14 protein-coding genes and 1 pseudogene are annotated in these 16,331 nt (G+C 43.1%); 13 read left to right on the top strand and 2 right to left on the bottom strand.

All coding sequences use genetic code 11. From position 1 onward, the window contains the following. Positions 1-264 precede the first annotated feature (264 nt). Positions 265-1,074 carry a BadF/BadG/BcrA/BcrD ATPase family protein gene (locus L870_RS18165; RefSeq protein ID WP_051411279.1) on the bottom strand — a complete coding sequence of 270 codons (810 nt, stop codon included), beginning with the start codon at positions 1,072-1,074 and terminating at the stop codon, positions 265-267. Positions 1,075-1,086: 12 nt separating this feature from the next. After that, positions 1,087-1,662, bottom strand: a complete 576-nt coding sequence (locus tag L870_RS16185; RefSeq protein ID WP_051411282.1) for a 2-hydroxyacyl-CoA dehydratase family protein — start codon at positions 1,660-1,662, stop codon at positions 1,087-1,089. Positions 1,663-1,664: 2 nt separating this feature from the next. Between L870_RS16185 and L870_RS19810 the strand changes: the two genes are divergently transcribed. The 13 genes and pseudogenes from L870_RS19810 to L870_RS0100305 all read left to right on the top strand — a co-directional run bounded on the left by L870_RS19810 (position 1,665) and on the right by L870_RS0100305 (position 16,331). Beyond that, a complete protein-coding gene (locus tag L870_RS19810; RefSeq protein ID WP_051411284.1) occupies positions 1,665-2,015 on the top strand; it encodes a response regulator in 351 nt (116 codons plus the stop codon). Beyond that, positions 2,009-2,203: a response regulator transcription factor gene (locus tag L870_RS19815; protein WP_051411286.1), complete on the top strand. Its 195-nt coding sequence runs from the start codon at positions 2,009-2,011 to the stop codon at positions 2,201-2,203. The genes L870_RS19810 and L870_RS19815 overlap by 7 nt, the downstream gene beginning before the upstream one ends. An 18-nt stretch (positions 2,204-2,221) precedes the next feature. Then, positions 2,222-2,335 (top strand): annotated as a pseudogene (locus L870_RS20125) (helix-turn-helix domain-containing protein); the annotation flags it as partial. A gap of 2 nt (positions 2,336-2,337) precedes the next feature. Further along, a complete protein-coding gene (locus tag L870_RS18180) occupies positions 2,338-3,549 on the top strand; it encodes a sensor histidine kinase (RefSeq protein ID WP_051411288.1) in 1,212 nt (403 codons plus the stop codon). A 564-nt stretch (positions 3,550-4,113) separates the two neighbouring features. After that, the gene (locus L870_RS0100260; protein WP_028516394.1) at positions 4,114-6,642 is read left to right on the top strand and encodes an AMP-binding protein; all 2,529 of its coding nucleotides are present in this window, start codon (positions 4,114-4,116) and stop codon (positions 6,640-6,642) included. 103 nt (positions 6,643-6,745) lie between these two features. Next, positions 6,746-10,018 (top strand): lectin like domain-containing protein, encoded by a 3,273-nt coding sequence (locus L870_RS0100265; protein ID WP_162148424.1) that lies wholly within the window; start codon positions 6,746-6,748, stop codon positions 10,016-10,018. A gap of 650 nt (positions 10,019-10,668) precedes the next feature. Further along, positions 10,669-12,150, top strand: coding sequence for an ABC transporter substrate-binding protein (locus L870_RS0100275; protein WP_028516397.1), 1,482 nt, complete (start codon positions 10,669-10,671; stop codon positions 12,148-12,150). Between the two features lie 108 nt (positions 12,151-12,258). Next, positions 12,259-13,311, top strand: a complete 1,053-nt coding sequence (locus L870_RS0100280) for a carbohydrate ABC transporter permease (RefSeq protein WP_028516398.1) — start codon at positions 12,259-12,261, stop codon at positions 13,309-13,311. Next, entirely contained in the window at positions 13,308-14,207 is a 900-nt protein-coding gene (locus L870_RS0100285; protein WP_051411290.1) for a carbohydrate ABC transporter permease, read from the top strand. The genes L870_RS0100280 and L870_RS0100285 overlap by 4 nt, the downstream gene beginning before the upstream one ends. Before the next feature lie 117 nt (positions 14,208-14,324). Further along, positions 14,325-15,242, top strand: a complete 918-nt coding sequence (locus tag L870_RS16200) for a hypothetical protein (protein ID WP_051411292.1) — start codon at positions 14,325-14,327, stop codon at positions 15,240-15,242. Further along, positions 15,232-15,735, top strand: coding sequence for a stage III sporulation protein AB (locus L870_RS0100295; protein WP_028516400.1), 504 nt, complete (start codon positions 15,232-15,234; stop codon positions 15,733-15,735). The genes L870_RS16200 and L870_RS0100295 overlap by 11 nt, the downstream gene beginning before the upstream one ends. A 9-nt stretch (positions 15,736-15,744) precedes the next feature. Further along, a complete protein-coding gene (gene spoIIIAC / locus L870_RS0100300; RefSeq protein ID WP_028516401.1) occupies positions 15,745-15,942 on the top strand; it encodes a stage III sporulation protein AC in 198 nt (65 codons plus the stop codon). Next, a complete protein-coding gene (locus L870_RS0100305) occupies positions 15,936-16,331 on the top strand; it encodes a stage III sporulation AC/AD family protein (RefSeq protein WP_080676301.1) in 396 nt (131 codons plus the stop codon). The genes spoIIIAC and L870_RS0100305 overlap by 7 nt, the downstream gene beginning before the upstream one ends.

Genomic DNA, 16,331 nt, shown 5'->3' on the forward strand with positions numbered 1-16,331 from the left:
CTGTATCATATACACATTCATTTTATTACTTCTTTAATTAGTCCTATTGAAAATAGAACTATCATCAAAATATAACAGCCAAGTCTGAACCATGTAAGATACTGCGGTATTTCTTTATTCATGCCTTTTGCGAGTCCCCCTGACAAAAGCATTATGATAATAACAGGTGATACTGTGCTTGAAATGGCAAATACTGAACCGAGTACAGCTGCAAAAAGGAACAGGCAATGTTGCAGTATAACCGGTTATAAGTATCAGTGGTGCTCATGGCGAGATACCGTAGCCAAATCCCATGCCTATCAAAGCTGCATAATGACTTTTTTCTGTAATATCTTCAGTCTTTTCTGTTTTGCAGCCTTTACAGTCCTTACAGCTGGCTGTACCTGTTTTTTCTCTTATCCAGCCGATCAGGAACCATACTCCCATTGCCAGCATAACCGCATCAACTATTATTGCAGATTTTACACCGAATAAGCGTCCCGAATCGTCTATAATACTGCTGCCGACAAGCGATGCTGTACAGCACAGCAGTACTACCGCAAGGAATTTTCCAAAAAAGAAATCAAGAAAAGCTCTGACAGACTGCCTGATATTCTTTGCATGAGTAGTAAGATAGCCATACAGCGCAGCACTTATTCCCGAACCGCAGCAGGTTCCGCAGCCAATTCCAACAGATGCTGCGGCACATTTATCATTCATGCTGAAATTCTTGACAGCATAATTCTCGTCAAGATAAATTATTTTTGAATCCTGACCACCGATATCAATTATCATTCCGGGACGGTAATCCTTTGGTGCGGTAAGCCTGATTCCGTAAGCATGAGCGGTTATCTCGGAAATATCATCGTCAGCAACTTCCAGAACCTTACGGCTGTATCCCGTAGCCATTATATAGCCGATATCAGAAGGAGTTATTCTGTTATTGCCGCAAAGCTCATGAACGAGCTTACGGGCTGTGCCGTAATTGTCTATTCCGGTATTGCGCACCATAGTGTCAATGACCTGATTATTGCCAATGAGAGCGGCTTTCAGATAAGTTGAGCCGCCATCAAGTCCAATGTAGTATTTTCCCATTATAATTACTCCTTAAATGTCTCTGTGAGCTTCACTTCGTTTTTCATGCGGCTGTCTGAGCTTGATAAGCTCTATGAATGCTTCTATTCGTATACGAACTTCGTTATAGTCACTTTCCAGACGTATAACAGGTATATCAAGCTTTCCAAGCTCGTCCTCGATACGCTTGTATTCAAAATCATATACAAGACAGCCTCTCAGGACATGATATATTACGCCCTGTATCTGATTTACTTTTATAAGCTGCTTCAAACGATATATGCGCTGAGTATTGTCAGCAAATGTTGGACACGGACATGGACGGAGCGAACGATTCGCCAATGCCCTCATCATACCGTCAAAGCTGTTATCTGTTATCACAGGCGGATCCCACATACCGCACTCGCCCATACAGGTCTCGTCGCCTGCGACTATACCTCCCATTTCTTCTATAAGAAGCGGTATCTTAACATTGGGAAATACTATTGGCGAACCTGTCAGCAATATTCTCGGCAGCTTTTTGTTTGTAACCTTCTCGCCTTTCATTGCCCTGAGACTTAAAGACATATTTACCCTTCTCAGTGCATCTGCCCATACCTCAGCAGGCATATATGCTGCTGCGTTCATTAGCCGAAGATGATACAAAGCTCCTTAAATCACTTATCCATGTATTTGAACACAACCGCTTTTCCGCAGACGGCGTTAACAACGGCGCTGACGCTCTTGAATATGCAAAGACAAATCAGTATGACGGTCTCATACTGGAAGTTATGATGCCCGAGCTTGACGGTCTCGAAGTCCTAAAAAATCTGAGAAGTTTGGGAATAAATACGCCTGCAATGTTCCTTACAGCAAGAACCGAGGTATATCAGCGCGTTAAGGGAATTGAAGCAGGTGCGAACGACTACCTTGCAAAGCCATTTTCCACAGCGGAGCTCGTCGCAAGAGTCGTGCTATGCTGAGGCGAAAGGATAACTACGTCCCAGACCTGCTGCAATGCTGCGGTATGCAGCTTAACCGCTCCACCTATGAGCTTTCCTGCGGTGACAATGTACAGGCTCTAAGTGCTAATGAATTCCAGATAGCAGAAGTCCTCATGGAACATCACGGCACTATCATAAGCACGGAACAGCTGGTCTCACGAATTTAGAGCTGCGACGCAGAGGTCGATACCAGCGTTGTATTGGTACATATCTCAAATCTGCGCAAGAAACTCAATGCTATCGGAGCAGGTGCAGAAATAAGGTTTATCCGCAATGCAGGCTATATACTTGAGGGATAAGCATGATAAAACGACTTCGCAAACGCTTTATCCTTATCTGTACTCTTTCGTTTTTAGCGGTTTTAGTCATAATGGTGACGGCTATATACGTTACTAATACCGTACGCCAGAACCGCAGACTTGATTTTCTTGCTGACATTATTTCCGAAAACGGCGGCACTAAGCATATTGTTTTTATAAGCGAAAAAAATCATCGTTTCTCCTCTAACGAGTTTATGAAATTAACGGTGAGGATATTTGGTCTTGGAAGCCTTGCCGTTCTTGCGCTGATAATAATACTTTCAAAGTTTGCAATGCGTCCTGCTGCTGAAAGCTATCAGAAGCAGAAGCAGTTCGTTACCGATGCCAACCATGAGCTGAAAACTCCTCTGACTCTTATACTCACGAATATCGACATTGCCGAAGCAGAGCTGGGACAGAACGAATGGCTGGACGATATACGAAGTGAGGGAGAGCGAATGAGCAAGCTTGTAAACCGTCTTGTAGCTCTCTCACGCATGGACGAGGAAAAGGCTTTCGGCAGCTTCACCGAGTTCGACCTTTCGAGTGCAGTCAGCGGCGCAGTATCGGAATTTACCGAGCTTGCTTCAATGTACGGCAAAAATCTTACAGCCGATATTGATAAAGATATCAAATATCATGGCGATGAGTCCGAATTACGTCAGCTCACAGCGATTCTCCTTGACAACGCAGTTAAATCCTGCGATGAGGGTGGAAGCATAAAGGCTGTACTGAATCAAAAGAAGCACCCGACTCTTATGGTCACAAACAGCTGCAAGAACGTGGATAATATAAAGCTTGACCGCTTTTACCGTGAGGATATCGCGCGAACAGCAGATTCGGGATTTGGTATCGGGCTGTCTATTGCACAATCCATAACTGAATGCCATAAAGGAAGTATCAAAGCCGTGAAATCAGCTGACGGAGTAATCGGTTTCATAATTGTAAGCGATGTATATATACTTTTTGATCCTGCATATTATAGATTTTTTTATTCTATCACACACATCATAAGTATTTATAATAGTTGCCTTTTCTGTCAGCACATCTTCTGTGAAAAAGGACTAATGCCATTCGATTTTGTTTTATTTACCTCCGAAAAAATCCACTTCAAGATACTTTGCACATACAGCCATGAACGACATAACACAAGGAGCAGTAAGTTTTCCGAAATGAGTTGTCTTTGTATATTACTCATCTGTATGCAGCGGTAAATTATCGTACTCTTTAGCAAATGCAAGCATTTTATCTTTTTCTATAACTGTGGGCAGCTACCTCAACGCTCATTTACATTTTTTTAATCTAACAAATTTGTGATAAAAGATTTTTTTCAAAAAAGGTATTGACAAACGGATTATTATATGATATAATCCTGAACATAGGCTGTGACGAAGAATAGTCAGGGTGAAAGCATTTCAGAGAACTGATGGTTGGTGCGAATCAGTAATGCATGGAACCTGTACTTCTCCCTTCTGAGCCGGAGCTCCCAAAGGTTCAAACACCCAGTAGACGGTTCCCGTGAATGCTGCGTTAGTGCATAGAAGTTGATAGACTTCGAAGAGGTGGCGGATTTTTATGTCCGCAATTTGAGTGGTACCGCGAGTATTGTATAATACCCGTCTCAAAGCAATTTTACGCTTTGGGACGGGTTTGTTTTTATCGTTCCAGGCAAAGGAAGGTGAACAAATGCTATCTTTAATTTCCTGACATCTATGCTGTAAACAGAAATTGCAACGTTAATGAATTAATACGCGAAAATACGTAAAGGAATGATAAAAATGAAGATTGGATTTTCAACCCTGGCTTGTCCGGAATGGTCATGGACAGACATTTATTCAATGGCAAAGGATTTCAGATTTGACGGAATTGAGATCAGAGGACTCGGCAACGAGATCTTTTCTGTAAAAGCTCAGCCTTTCACTGAAGCACAGCTGCCTAATACCATTTCTAAACTAAAATCATTAGGTCTTGAGATCCCCTGCCTTTCATCAGGCGCCTGCCTTAAATTCAAGGATAAGTATCAGGCAGCAGAGGACGAGATCAAGGCATATGCGCAGCTTGCTCAGAAGCTCAATGCATCTTATATCAGAATACTTGCGGATCTTGATCCCGCTCCTGTTGATGAAATAGACGATGATTATATCGTGGAAGCTCTTCAGAAACTTGTACCTATCGCAGAGGAGTACAATGTTACTCTCCTCGTTGAAACAAACGGCGTATATTCGGATACAGCCCGTCTTGCAGCTGTACTTGACAGAGTAAAGAGCCGCAAGGTAGCTGCACTCTGGGATATGCACCACCCATATCGCTATCACAATGAAGCTCCCGAGACTACAGTTGCGAATCTCGGTGAGTACATAAAGTATATACAGGTAAAGGACAGTGTCATGCGTGAGGACGGTACAGTTGAGTACCGCATCATGGGCACAGGTGATATTCCAGTAAAAGCAATGATCGAAGCCCTTGACACTATCAACTACAACGGCTATATCTCACTTGAATGGGTAAAACGCTGGGCAAGAGACCTTAGTGACGCAGGTATCGTTATACCTCAGTTTGCTGAGTATATGGCTCCTTACAAAAAAGCCCACAAGCACTCTCTCCAGACCAACATGAGAGGTGACGGACAGTATCCGTGGCCGAAGGAGCGCATCATAAACTATACGTTCCCTGATATACTCGACCGTATCTGTGAGCAGTTCCCGAATCAGTATGCATTCCGCTATACTGAGCTTGACTATACAAGAACATATCCCGAATTCCGTGACGATGTTGATACATTTGCACGTGCACTTCTCGCAATGGGCGTAAAGAAGGGCGATCATGTTGCAATATGGGCAACAAATGTACCGCAGTGGTACATCACCTTCTGGGCAACTACAAAGATAGGTGCTGTACTTGTCACTATGAATACCGAGTACCGTATCCACGAGACTGAATATCTGCTGAGACAGTCTGATACCATGACTCTTGTAATGATCGACGGTATCAAGAACATAAACTACGTTGATATCATCAAGGAGCTCTGTCCCGAGCTGGATAACTGCCAACCCGGTCAGCTTCACTCCGCAAGACTTCCTTACCTCAAGAACGTTATCACAGTTGATTCAAAGAACAAGGGCTGTTTCACATGGGAAGAAGCAGTTGCACAGTCAAAGAACGTTCCGTACAGCGAGGTTGAGCGCGTAAGAAAGACCATTGATATCCACGATGTAGCCAATATGCAGTACACCTCGGGAACAACAGGTTTCCCAAAGGGCGTAATGCTCACTCACTATAACGTAGTTAATAACGGTAAGGCCATCGGAGACTGCATGGATCTTTCCACAGCTGACAGAATGATGATACAGGTGCCTATGTTCCACTGTTTCGGTATGGTGCTTGCTATGACAGCTTCAATGACTCACGGTACAACTATGTCACCGATAACGCGTTTCTCGCCGAGAAAAGGTCTTAACTGCATAAATCAGGAGAAGATCACCTGCTTCCACGGTGTACCTACAATGTTTATTGCTATGCTGGGACATGAGGACTTTGATAAGACAGATTTCTCATACATGAGAACAGGTATCATGGCTGGTTCTCCTTGCCCTATCAAGACAATGGAGGAAGTTGTCGAGAAGATGCACATGAGTGAGATATGCATCACTTACGGACAGACCGAGGCTTCTCCTGCAACTACCATGAGCAAAACTACAGATACTCTCGAACAGCGCGTAAATACAGTCGGCGGACCTATCTTCGGCGTTGAGTGCAAGATAGTAGACCCTGAGACAAATCAGGAAGTGCCTGATGACACAGACGGCGAGTTCGTGGCAAGAGGATACAACATCATGAAGGGCTACTACAAGATGCCCGAGGCTACAGCAGCAGCCATCGACTCAGAGGGCTGGCTGCATACAGGCGACCTCGCAAGAAGACGTTCTTCTGATGGATATTTCAAGATAACAGGCCGTATCAAGGACATGATAATCCGCGGCGGTGAAAACATCTATCCAAAAGAGATAGAGGACTTCCTCTATACATATCCAAAGGTAAAGGACGTACAGGTAATCGGCGTACCAGATGAGGATTACGGTGAAGAGATAATGGCGTGCATCGTTCTTCAGGACGGCGAAACTGCTACAGAGAAGGAAATAAAGGACTTCTGCCTTGCAAGAATGGCAAAGCACAAGTGTCCGAAATATATTGACTTTGTAGAAGGTTTCCCGATGAATGCAGCAGGAAAAATACTCAAGTACAAGATGAGAGAGCAGGCAGTTGAAAAGCTGAAGCTACATAAGGCAGATAGTATCGTAACAGCATAAAAATATCAAGCCCATGTTATATTAAAACATGGGCTTTTTCTTTACAAATCGTGCTCATATGTGGTATAATCATTATATAAAACCGAAAGGAGCATTGAACAGAATGAGGCGGATATTAAAAAGAATGACAGCTGCGATCTCGGCAGCGATAGTGACAATTGTTTCAGTACCTGATGATGTATATGCTGAAGCAGGCAGGCTTATAATAACAGAAAACAGTCGCAGGCAGGAGATACCGTCTTCACGCTGCGGTATTTTTTCACTTCCTCAGCTTCATATAACCACACTTGCCGACAAAATGAGCATTACGCCTATGGTCGCATATTCGCCTATAGCTGAATATGCGGCAGAAACAGGATCACAGCCGCTTCCTGAGGCGTTTGATATGCGTGATGTCTACAGTATGACCTCTGTAAAGGATCAGAAGAGCTTTGGTACCTGCTGGACACACGCTGCTATAGTAAGTGCCGAGACAAGTATGCTTGCAACAGATCCATATATCGACCTGTCTGAGCTTCATACATCATACTACAGCTATTACGGCGATGACCAGATGATAATTGACAAGAAAACTACAGAGGGGATATTGTCCGAAGGCGGAAGCTCGAGGATAGTAACAAATCTCTGGGCACAGTGGATAGGTCCTGTCAGCGAAAGCAGGATGCCATATTCCGATACATCTGTTTTCAATGATGCATCTAAGACTGTAGCTATGAAGTATCAGTCTGATTATCACCTGAAAAATGCATACAGCTTTGATTTCGACAGTGAAAGAAGCAATTTTGAAGAAGTTAATGCTCTTGTAAAGGACTTTGTATACAATGGACAGGCAGTAGATATATCATATATGTCTGAAAAGTCCTTAAACTGGAACAGCGAGTACAGTACTTCCAATTCAAAGAGAAAGCCGAGATTTGCCAATCACGGAGTAGCAGTCATAGGTTGGGACGACAGCTTTTCGGCTGAAAAGTTCATGAACGAGCCTGAGGGTGACGGAGCATGGCTGTGTAAGAACAGCTGGGGCACAAAAGACGGCGAGGGCGGATATTTCTGGATATCCTACTATGACAGGAGCCTTAGTGATTTTGCGGCCTTTGAGCTTGAAAATGCAGACGAACACGAGATAATGTATCAGTATGATACATATGTACCTATACAGTCGTATTCAGCCTATGATACAGCCGAAGAGGAAGGACCTTCTTATTTTGCGGATATATTTGACAGTACAGGACCGACTCAGATAAGTGCTGTGGGAACTTATATACTTAATCCCAACACTGAGTACGAAATAACAGTATATACCGATATAAATGACGCTACCGATCCTACATCGGGAACACCTTCAGCTGTTACCAAGGGAAAGGCACAGCTCACGGGATTTCAGACCCTTGACCTTGATGCTCCTGTAGTTATTGACAGCGCAGAAAAGTTTTCGGTAGTTGTAAAGCTTTACTGCGAGGATACTCCATTTGTACTGCCCTTTGAAAGCAGCTTCTACGCTCAGAATAAAGAGACAGATGAGATACAGGATATAAGCGGATTTGCAACAGATGCTCAGATCGCCGCAAACACAGGATCAGGAGAAAGTTTCATAAGCTCAGACGGAAAAGCATGGGACGACGTATACGATACAATTGATGGATACTCCGACGAAGAAAAAGCGAGGCTGCTTGAAACGTTCATAGAACAGCTTTACGACGGACTTGAAGAGAAGGACAGACTCCTTTATGACGATGCTGAAAAGAAGGAGAAGTTTTTCAGAGAGCTGTTTGCTGAAAGTGATATAAAGAGCAGAATGGGCAACGCAAACCTGAAGGTATACGGTGACCCAATAGGCAAGGTAAGATTTTCTCATGCCGAGGGCTATGTTCCTGAAGATGAAAAGCTGGAGCTTTCATCGGGCTTTGAGGACGGAAAGATATACTGGAAAGCTGATAACGGAGAGTACATGGAATATACCTCACCTATAACTGTCAGCAGTCCCGTGACTATATCCGCATATACAGACCTTACAGGAAAATACAGCGGAACTATATCCGAGGCGAGCCTTAATGCGGTTTCACAGAGGCGGTTCGAGCCTGCAAAAGCCGTTCTCAACTGGCTTGCATATAATACAACATCTTCCGAAGATCACGGCGAACAGAAATATGCCGAAAGGGTATCCGACAGTGAATACAATATAGACCTGTCATCGGATAAAGAACATATATGTCTTTATCTCGGAACTACAAACAATACCGAATACAGCGGAAAGAGCTATAAAGGCTACAGCTGGATAGAGGATATAGCCGCAGGTTACGGAAATACAGATGTAAAGCTTAAGCTTTCGGGTGAAGCAGCGGCAGATAATGTGGTAACAGTACATATCAACAGAAAGATACTCGGATTCAATTATTTGTCCGAGACTATAAATTTCTCACTTGCAGACGAAATATATGCACCTGACGGCACGGAACTGAAAATAAATTCATACGTCGGACAATACAGCGGACAGGAGCTGCGCGTTATCAAGGACGGCTCTGAGATAAATGTAAAAGTTCCTGAAAGAAAGGAAATGCCGCAGATAGCTATCGACTATACAGCCGAAGCCCTCGGACCTTTTACCGAGGAAATGATGGATTATATTGAAATATGTGTCGATGCAGATAAAAATGATAACTATTACTCTGCAAAGGGCAGAAAAATGAGCGGCGATGACTGGATAAGTCTCGAGGACGGCTACTATTATATTTCGGTAATACCGGGTGAAGTCATATCAATAAAATTAGACGGCGGTGACGGTATGTTCGAGAGCAAGCCTTATTTATGTAAAGTACCGCAGGTACCTTTCATAAAGCCTGATATAAAAATGTTTGACACAGGCGATGCATCTGTGGTAAAATATACAGGTGCTGCGGAGATAGAAAAAACTCCGCTTATGTACATGAATGACATTATGTACGAAGCCCTTGCTTCCGATTACGGTTACAGTACGGAAAGATTTACTGAGCTTATGAAGCAGAAGCTGGGAGTAGAGGAAAAAGATGTAAAGAACTTTACAGCGACAGCGTTCAAAAGCGGAAATGAGCTTGATTACGGAACTGAGTATATTGTCAGGTATCCTGCAACCAACAGCAGCTTTGCATCACAGGGAGAAAAAGTGGTATTCTATCCTGTGGGCGATGTAAACCGAGACATTAAGGTAGATTCAGTTGATGCCTCAATGGTACTGAAGCATTATGCACTGGTATCCGTGGGCAGCGAGGGTGAGCTTGACGAAGCTCAGAAGCTTATGGCTGACATGAACGATGACGGTATGATAAATTCTGTGGACGCAGTACAGATACTGAAGATCTACTCAAAAATAATGACTGATAATACTTCAGCTCATTCATAAAATGATGCGAATGTACGTTTGATTAACTTTACTAAAACCGCACAAAAGAACTGTAATATTTTTTATGGTTTAGTCAATAAGTATAAATTGGAGCGTTGTTCTTTGTGTAATAGGTGTTATTTTGCTTTTACCGTTTTGTAACTTTTTGATATTAATGGTATGATTTGTGTTATAATTGACAAAAAATAAGTGTTGAAAATATACATGATGTTCAAAAATGATTAAGGAACGATACAAAATATTGACTTTAACCGCAAGATACGGTATATTTGTATATGCAAAAGCAATTGTTGCACAGTATTGTGAAAGAAAGTTCAGAATAAATTGTTCTGACAGAAAAACTTGCTGTGAAGCATTCAGAGTCCGTTCGGTTTTTATGGCAAAAATTAGCGGAGGACTTCCGTGAACGATGTCTCCTGCGGACAGCTGAGATGCAGACGATTGCAGCAAAAACAAGTACAACATGGACGGCAGTCCTTGTTATATGCAAAGAACAAAAGAAAAGGTAAAACATAACGGTTGCAGGACGCTTGCGGTGAGCACAATCATCGGGCAGAAAGATTGACCGCCATGCGATACCGCAAAATCTATTATTCACGAATATTATACACGGTAATGTATAATATACATATTTAAGGAGGAAAAATCTCATGAACACACTTAAGAGAACATTAGCTTTAGTAGCTACACTCGCTATGACAGCTACAGCATTTGCTAGCTGCGGCGATGAGAAGAAGGACGACAACAGCTCTGAAACAACAACAGCTGCTGCTACAGAGGCAACAACTGCTGCTGACGGTGAGGGCACAACAGATTCTGCAGAGCCACCAGTTGGTGACCACCAGATCGATGCTTCAGTTAAGACAGGCGGTGACACATTCACAGTTGCAGCTTGGAACGCTGATGACGTACCTGCTCTTATCGCACAGTGGAAGGGCCTTTCATATGACACAATCGTTGAAGATCTCGCAAACAACAAGGTTGACGGCATAAACGCTATCATCTTCGGTGTTGGCGGCGGTGAAGCTTCTGAGCGTTATGATCAGCTCTTCAACGACGGCGGCGATCTCGACGTTTACTTCTGTGAAGCAGACTGGGCTCTCAAGTACATCAACGATGATACTAAGACTCTGGATCTTGCTAAGCTCGGTCTCACCGATGCAGACTTCGCAAATATGTATGATTACACAAACCAGATCGGTCTTACAACAGACGGCGTTCGCAAGGGCGTTTCATGGCAGGCAGCAGCAGGCGGCTTCGCTTACAGAGCTGACCTCGCTGAGGAATACCTCGGTGCTAAGACTCCTGAAGAGATGCAGGAGAAGGTTAAGGACTGGGATGCTTTCGTAGATGCTGCTAAGACAGTATCTGAGAAGTCTGGTAAGAAGGTTGCTCTTGCTGACTCACTCGGTGGCCTCTGGCAGGCATTTGCTTGCGGTCGTACATCACCTTGGGTTGAGGACAACAAGCTCGTTATCGATGACTTCTGCAAGGACTTCGGCGAAACAGCTAAGGCTCTTTGGGACTGCGGCGGAGTTACAAAAAACAACCAGTGGTCTGATGAGGCTTGGACAGCTGCCGGCGTAAGCGGCAACGTAATGGGTTACTTCGTATCAACATGGGGCTTCGGCGGATTCTTCCTCGATGCTGCAGGCGGCGAAGGCGGCGCTCAGTACGGCAAGTGGAACGTATGTGAAGGACCACAGTCATTCTACTGGGGCGGTACATGGATCGTTGTTAATCCAAAGACTGATAACGGTGAAGAGGCTCAGCAGTTTATCCTTTCTGCTACATCTGACGAGGCTCAGATGACAGCATACGCAAAGGCAAAGCCTGAGTATGTAAACAACTCTAAGGTTATGGATGCTCTTATCGCTGACAACACAGTATTCAACGAGAAGATCTCCGGCAACTTCAAGGATGGTCAGAACTACTTCGCTGAACTCGCTAAGAACGCTAAGTCAATCGACTTCAAGGGACTTATCACACCTTACGATGCAACAATTAAGGGTGACTTCGTAACAGCTGTTAGAGAGCAGTACCTTGATGGCGGCAAGTCTTGGGACGATGCAATGGAGACATTCAAGGACAAGGTTGCTGAAGACGTAACAACTCTCGATTGGGATGACTAATTTAAAATAGTCTGAACTATTTACAATGTAATAAATATACCTACGGAATACTTATGTATTCCGTAGGTGTATATTTATTTATACTATTATTCCGAGAGGGTGTGTGTTATGGCGTCAGGCGCGCAGAGGCGTATAAAGTCTATTAGCTATGCTAAGTATGGTTATATCTTTATATTGCCATTTTTTCTTGTTTATTTCTTTTTCCAGTTATGGCCGTTGATTAACACCTTTATTGTAAGTTTCCACGGCAATGGTAAGTCCATTCAGGATTGGGTAGGACTTCAGAACTACAAAGACATTTTATTTGGCGGTACTCGTAAAGTCAGAGTTATCCATGAGAGCTTCTTCAAGTGTCTGAAGAATACAGTTATTCTTTGGGTTGGTAACTTTATTCCTCAGCTTGCTCTTTCACTTTCTCTGGCTGTATGGTTTACAGAAGCACAGTTAAAGATCCCGGGAAAGGGCTTCTTTAAGATCGTTATGTACCTTCCAAATATTATCACAGCTGCATCAGTTGCTGTACTTTTCCTTCAGCTTTGCGGACAGTCAGATACAAACCCGGGTGCTCTCAACTTACTCCTCAACAAGATGGGTATAGTACACCGAGACGCGGTATCAGAGCACTATGATTCCATAAAATTCATTGACGGTGTTTGGCAGTCACGAGGCGTTGTAATGTTTATCCAGACATGGATGTGGTTCGGTAATACCATGATCATGCTCATGTCAGGTATTCAGGGTATCAACCCTTCACTGTTTGAAGCTGCAAGCATCGACGGTGCAAGCTCAGGACAGGTATTCAGAAAGATAACTCTTCCTCTTCTGACACCTATCATGGCATATACACTGATCACATCTATGATCGGTGGTCTCCAGATGTTTGATATTCCTTATCTTTACACAAATTCGACCACTCCAAAGGAGCACCTCAGAACCATGGCTGTAATGATCTTCCAGTACTTCCATGCTCAGGCTGATAATAACAAGATGGGCTATGCAGGTGCTGCATCAGTTCTCCTGTTCTTCATTACTCTTGCACTCGGACTTATTGCGTTCTATATGACTCGTGACAAGGATGAGATCGCTAAGAAGAAGCAGCGTAAAAAGATCGCTCAGCAGGCTAAGAGAGAAAGCAAGCAGTTTGGAGGGATCAATTTATGAGTAATAACATGAAATCAATTTATGGTAATGCTAAGGATAATTATAGCTTTAAGATCAAATTAAAGTCCGGAATACTCTTTTTCTGGTTCCTTATCCTGACCATCATCTGTTTGCTTCCTATTTATATCCTTATAATCAATGCTACTCGTGAGCATTCGGAGATAGCAAACGGAATATCATTCATACCCGGCTCTAATCTGAAAGCAAACTTCCATAAGATAGTTACAGACCAGAACTTCAAGCTTTCATATAATGCACTTCACGGTTATAAGAACAGCTTGATAATCACTGTTTGTGCTACTTTCCTTACGGTTTTCTTCTCAGCTCTTACAGCTTACGGTATCCACGTATACGATTTCAAGATCAAGGAAGTTGCTTACTCAGTTATCCTCCTTGTTATGATGGTACCTATGCAGGTAACATCAGCAGGTTTCGTATCATTCATGTCTGACCTGCATCTCACAAATACATACTGGCCGCTCATTATCCCTGCTATTGCAGCACCTGCGGTCGTATACTTCATGAGATCCTACATGAAGTCGTCATTCCCGCTGGACATTGTTGAAGCAGCTCGAATTGACGGATGCAGCGAGTTCAGAACATTCTTATCAATTGCAATCCCAATGATGAAGCCGGCTATAGCTGTACAGGCTATCTTCGCTTTCATCGCAAGCTGGAACAACTTCTATACACCTAACATGATCCTTATCAATGTTAAGCTCAATAAGAAGACACTTCCAATGATGGTTGCCGCTCTTCAGTCATCAGATAAGTTCAATGACTACGGTGCTATCTACCTTGCAATTGCACTTTCAATTATTCCTATCATTATTGCATACGTTCTCCTTTCAAGATTCATCATCGCTGGTGTTGCTCTTGGCGGCGTAAAGGAATAATTAAAAAATCACAGCACACTTCGGTGTGCTGTTTTTTTATGGACGCTTAAAGCGTCCTTTTTTTATGCATAAATGGAAACAGCGGTGAATAAGATGTAACAAAAGGAGCTGATGAAAATGAATGGTAGTACAAGCACAGACATTATAATGAACTATATGCCTGAAAAAATCAGGGAGCTTTTCAAAGCTGTCACAAAGGATAAGCTTAATGATGTTATGGAAATCAGACTCAGGGCAGGAGGTGCTGTATACTTGGTATATCCGGACAGAATATGCTATCTCAGCATAAGCGGAGAGCTTATGGATATTTTTTCGGACAGGACTTATATTGTCAGCGGAGTTATTATCCGTGAAGTTATCGACAGGTTATGTCATTATTCAATGCATAGCTGTACAAAACAGTTAAAGGAGGGCTATTTTGTAATTGAAAACGGAGTAAGAGTGGGAGTATCTGGTACATATTCAACAAATGATGCGGCTCTTCTCACGGACTTCACATCGGTAAATTTCAGAGTATCAAGGTGTATCAAAGGCTGTGCAGATGCTGTTTTTTCACAAGTATACGGCAGGAACACTATCATCTGCGGCGGAGTTAATTCAGGAAAAACAACTGTACTTCGTGAACTCTGCCGATTAACGGGCAGCTTTCGCAAGGTCACACTTATAGATGAGCGCAACGAGATATCATGTCTTGTTAGTGGGATACCGCAGAATGATGTAGGCTGTCTTACAGATGTGATAAGCGGAAGTCTGCGGCATGCAGGCATAATGTCTGCAATAAGGACTTTGTCACCCGATGTGATCTTTTGTGATGAGATAGCCTCTGAAAAAGATGTTGAAGCCATAGTTGACGGTATCGGCTGCGGAGTTGGATTTGTAGTAACAGCCCATGCCACGAATTATGCTGATCTGTTGAAAAGAAAGGAGATAAGATACCTTATGGAGCATGGTAAGATTGATACTGTGGTATTCTTAAAAGGGGCAGACTCTCCCGGTGAAGTCAGAGAGATAAGGAGGCTGAAAAATGTGGATTAAGCTCACTGCAGGGATTCTGTTTGTACTTGGCGGAATGTTTTGCGGCTTCAACATGGCAGACAAGCTGAAAAAAGGTGTTGATTTCTGCACAGAAGCTGAAAGGCTGCTGAATATATGTGAATCTGAAATAAGGACAAGCAGCAGCGATGTATACAGTATAGTCAGAAGACTTAAAAAGGAGAAATTCAAAATAAATATATCCATTGATGGACTGCCTGAGTGCTACAGTCCCGAAACTGACTTCCGTGATCAGTGGTGTGAGGCTTTTCGCGGTATTAACTGGATAAATAAAGATGAGATTGACATTATGCTCTCACTTGGAAATATGCTTGGAACTACGGACGCAGAGGGACAGCTTAAAGGTATCAGCGATATCCGCACAAGGGTCGAAGGTCTTTATAAAATGCGACAGAATGAATATGACAGGAAGGGAAAGCTTTATAGAAGCATAGGGTTACTTACAGGTGCGGCTTTAGGGATAATAATAATATGAGGAAATACTATGAAAATAGATCTGATATTTAAAATAGCAGGTACAGGCATAATCGTAGCAGTGCTCAATCTTGTACTGAAGCGGGCGGAACGTGAGGAACAGGCAATGATGACGACACTTGCCGGGCTTATAGTAGTTCTTGTGGTAATAGTCGATGAGATAGGTGATCTTTTTGACAAGGTAAAGACGGTGTTCGGCTTATGGTAGAAAACTGTTTCACGGTAGGAGCATTTTGTATTGTAGGTTCACTATTGGCTGTGATTTTAAAACAATATTGCTCCGAACATTCCATGATGATATCCATAGCTGTGAGCGTGTCTGTAATATCATTGTTTGTATTGTTTCTTGCAGAGCCTATAGACGAAATAAGAAGAATATTCGAGTCGGCAGGAATATCCGAAAGCTGTGTATCAATAGTTTTCAAGGTGCTCGCAATATGCTGTATCACTAATATTTCGGCGGAGCTTTGCCGCGACAGCGGCGAGGGTGCAATAGCGGCTGCGGCGGAGCTGTGGGGCAGAGGGGCGGTAATAGTTCTTAGTCTGCCGCTTATTCGTTCATTTGTCAGTCTGATAGACAAGCTTATAAGGGTGTGA

It is taken from the genome of Ruminococcus flavefaciens ATCC 19208, assembly GCF_000518765.1.
Classification (GTDB): domain Bacteria; phylum Bacillota; class Clostridia; order Oscillospirales; family Ruminococcaceae; genus Ruminococcus; species Ruminococcus flavefaciens.

Excerpts from the sequence above, each read along its gene's own strand:
- L870_RS18165 (WP_051411279.1), bottom strand. The coding sequence starts at position 1,074 with ATGGGAAAATACTACATTGGACTTGATGGCGGCTCAACTTATCTGAAA.
- L870_RS16185 (WP_051411282.1), bottom strand. The coding sequence starts at position 1,662 with ATGCCTGCTGAGGTATGGGCAGATGCACTGAGAAGGGTAAATATGTCT.
- L870_RS19810 (WP_051411284.1), top strand. The coding sequence starts at position 1,665 with ATGCTGCTGCGTTCATTAGCCGAAGATGATACAAAGCTCCTTAAATCA.
- L870_RS19815 (WP_051411286.1), top strand. The coding sequence starts at position 2,009 with ATGCTGAGGCGAAAGGATAACTACGTCCCAGACCTGCTGCAATGCTGC.
- L870_RS18180 (WP_051411288.1), top strand. The coding sequence starts at position 2,338 with ATGATAAAACGACTTCGCAAACGCTTTATCCTTATCTGTACTCTTTCG.
- L870_RS0100260 (WP_028516394.1), top strand. The coding sequence starts at position 4,114 with ATGAAGATTGGATTTTCAACCCTGGCTTGTCCGGAATGGTCATGGACA.
- L870_RS0100265 (WP_162148424.1), top strand. The coding sequence starts at position 6,746 with ATGAGGCGGATATTAAAAAGAATGACAGCTGCGATCTCGGCAGCGATA.
- L870_RS0100275 (WP_028516397.1), top strand. The coding sequence starts at position 10,669 with ATGAACACACTTAAGAGAACATTAGCTTTAGTAGCTACACTCGCTATG.
- L870_RS0100280 (WP_028516398.1), top strand. The coding sequence starts at position 12,259 with ATGGCGTCAGGCGCGCAGAGGCGTATAAAGTCTATTAGCTATGCTAAG.
- L870_RS0100285 (WP_051411290.1), top strand. The coding sequence starts at position 13,308 with ATGAGTAATAACATGAAATCAATTTATGGTAATGCTAAGGATAATTAT.
- L870_RS16200 (WP_051411292.1), top strand. The coding sequence starts at position 14,325 with ATGAATGGTAGTACAAGCACAGACATTATAATGAACTATATGCCTGAA.
- L870_RS0100295 (WP_028516400.1), top strand. The coding sequence starts at position 15,232 with ATGTGGATTAAGCTCACTGCAGGGATTCTGTTTGTACTTGGCGGAATG.
- spoIIIAC (WP_028516401.1), top strand. The coding sequence starts at position 15,745 with ATGAAAATAGATCTGATATTTAAAATAGCAGGTACAGGCATAATCGTA.
- L870_RS0100305 (WP_080676301.1), top strand. The coding sequence starts at position 15,936 with ATGGTAGAAAACTGTTTCACGGTAGGAGCATTTTGTATTGTAGGTTCA.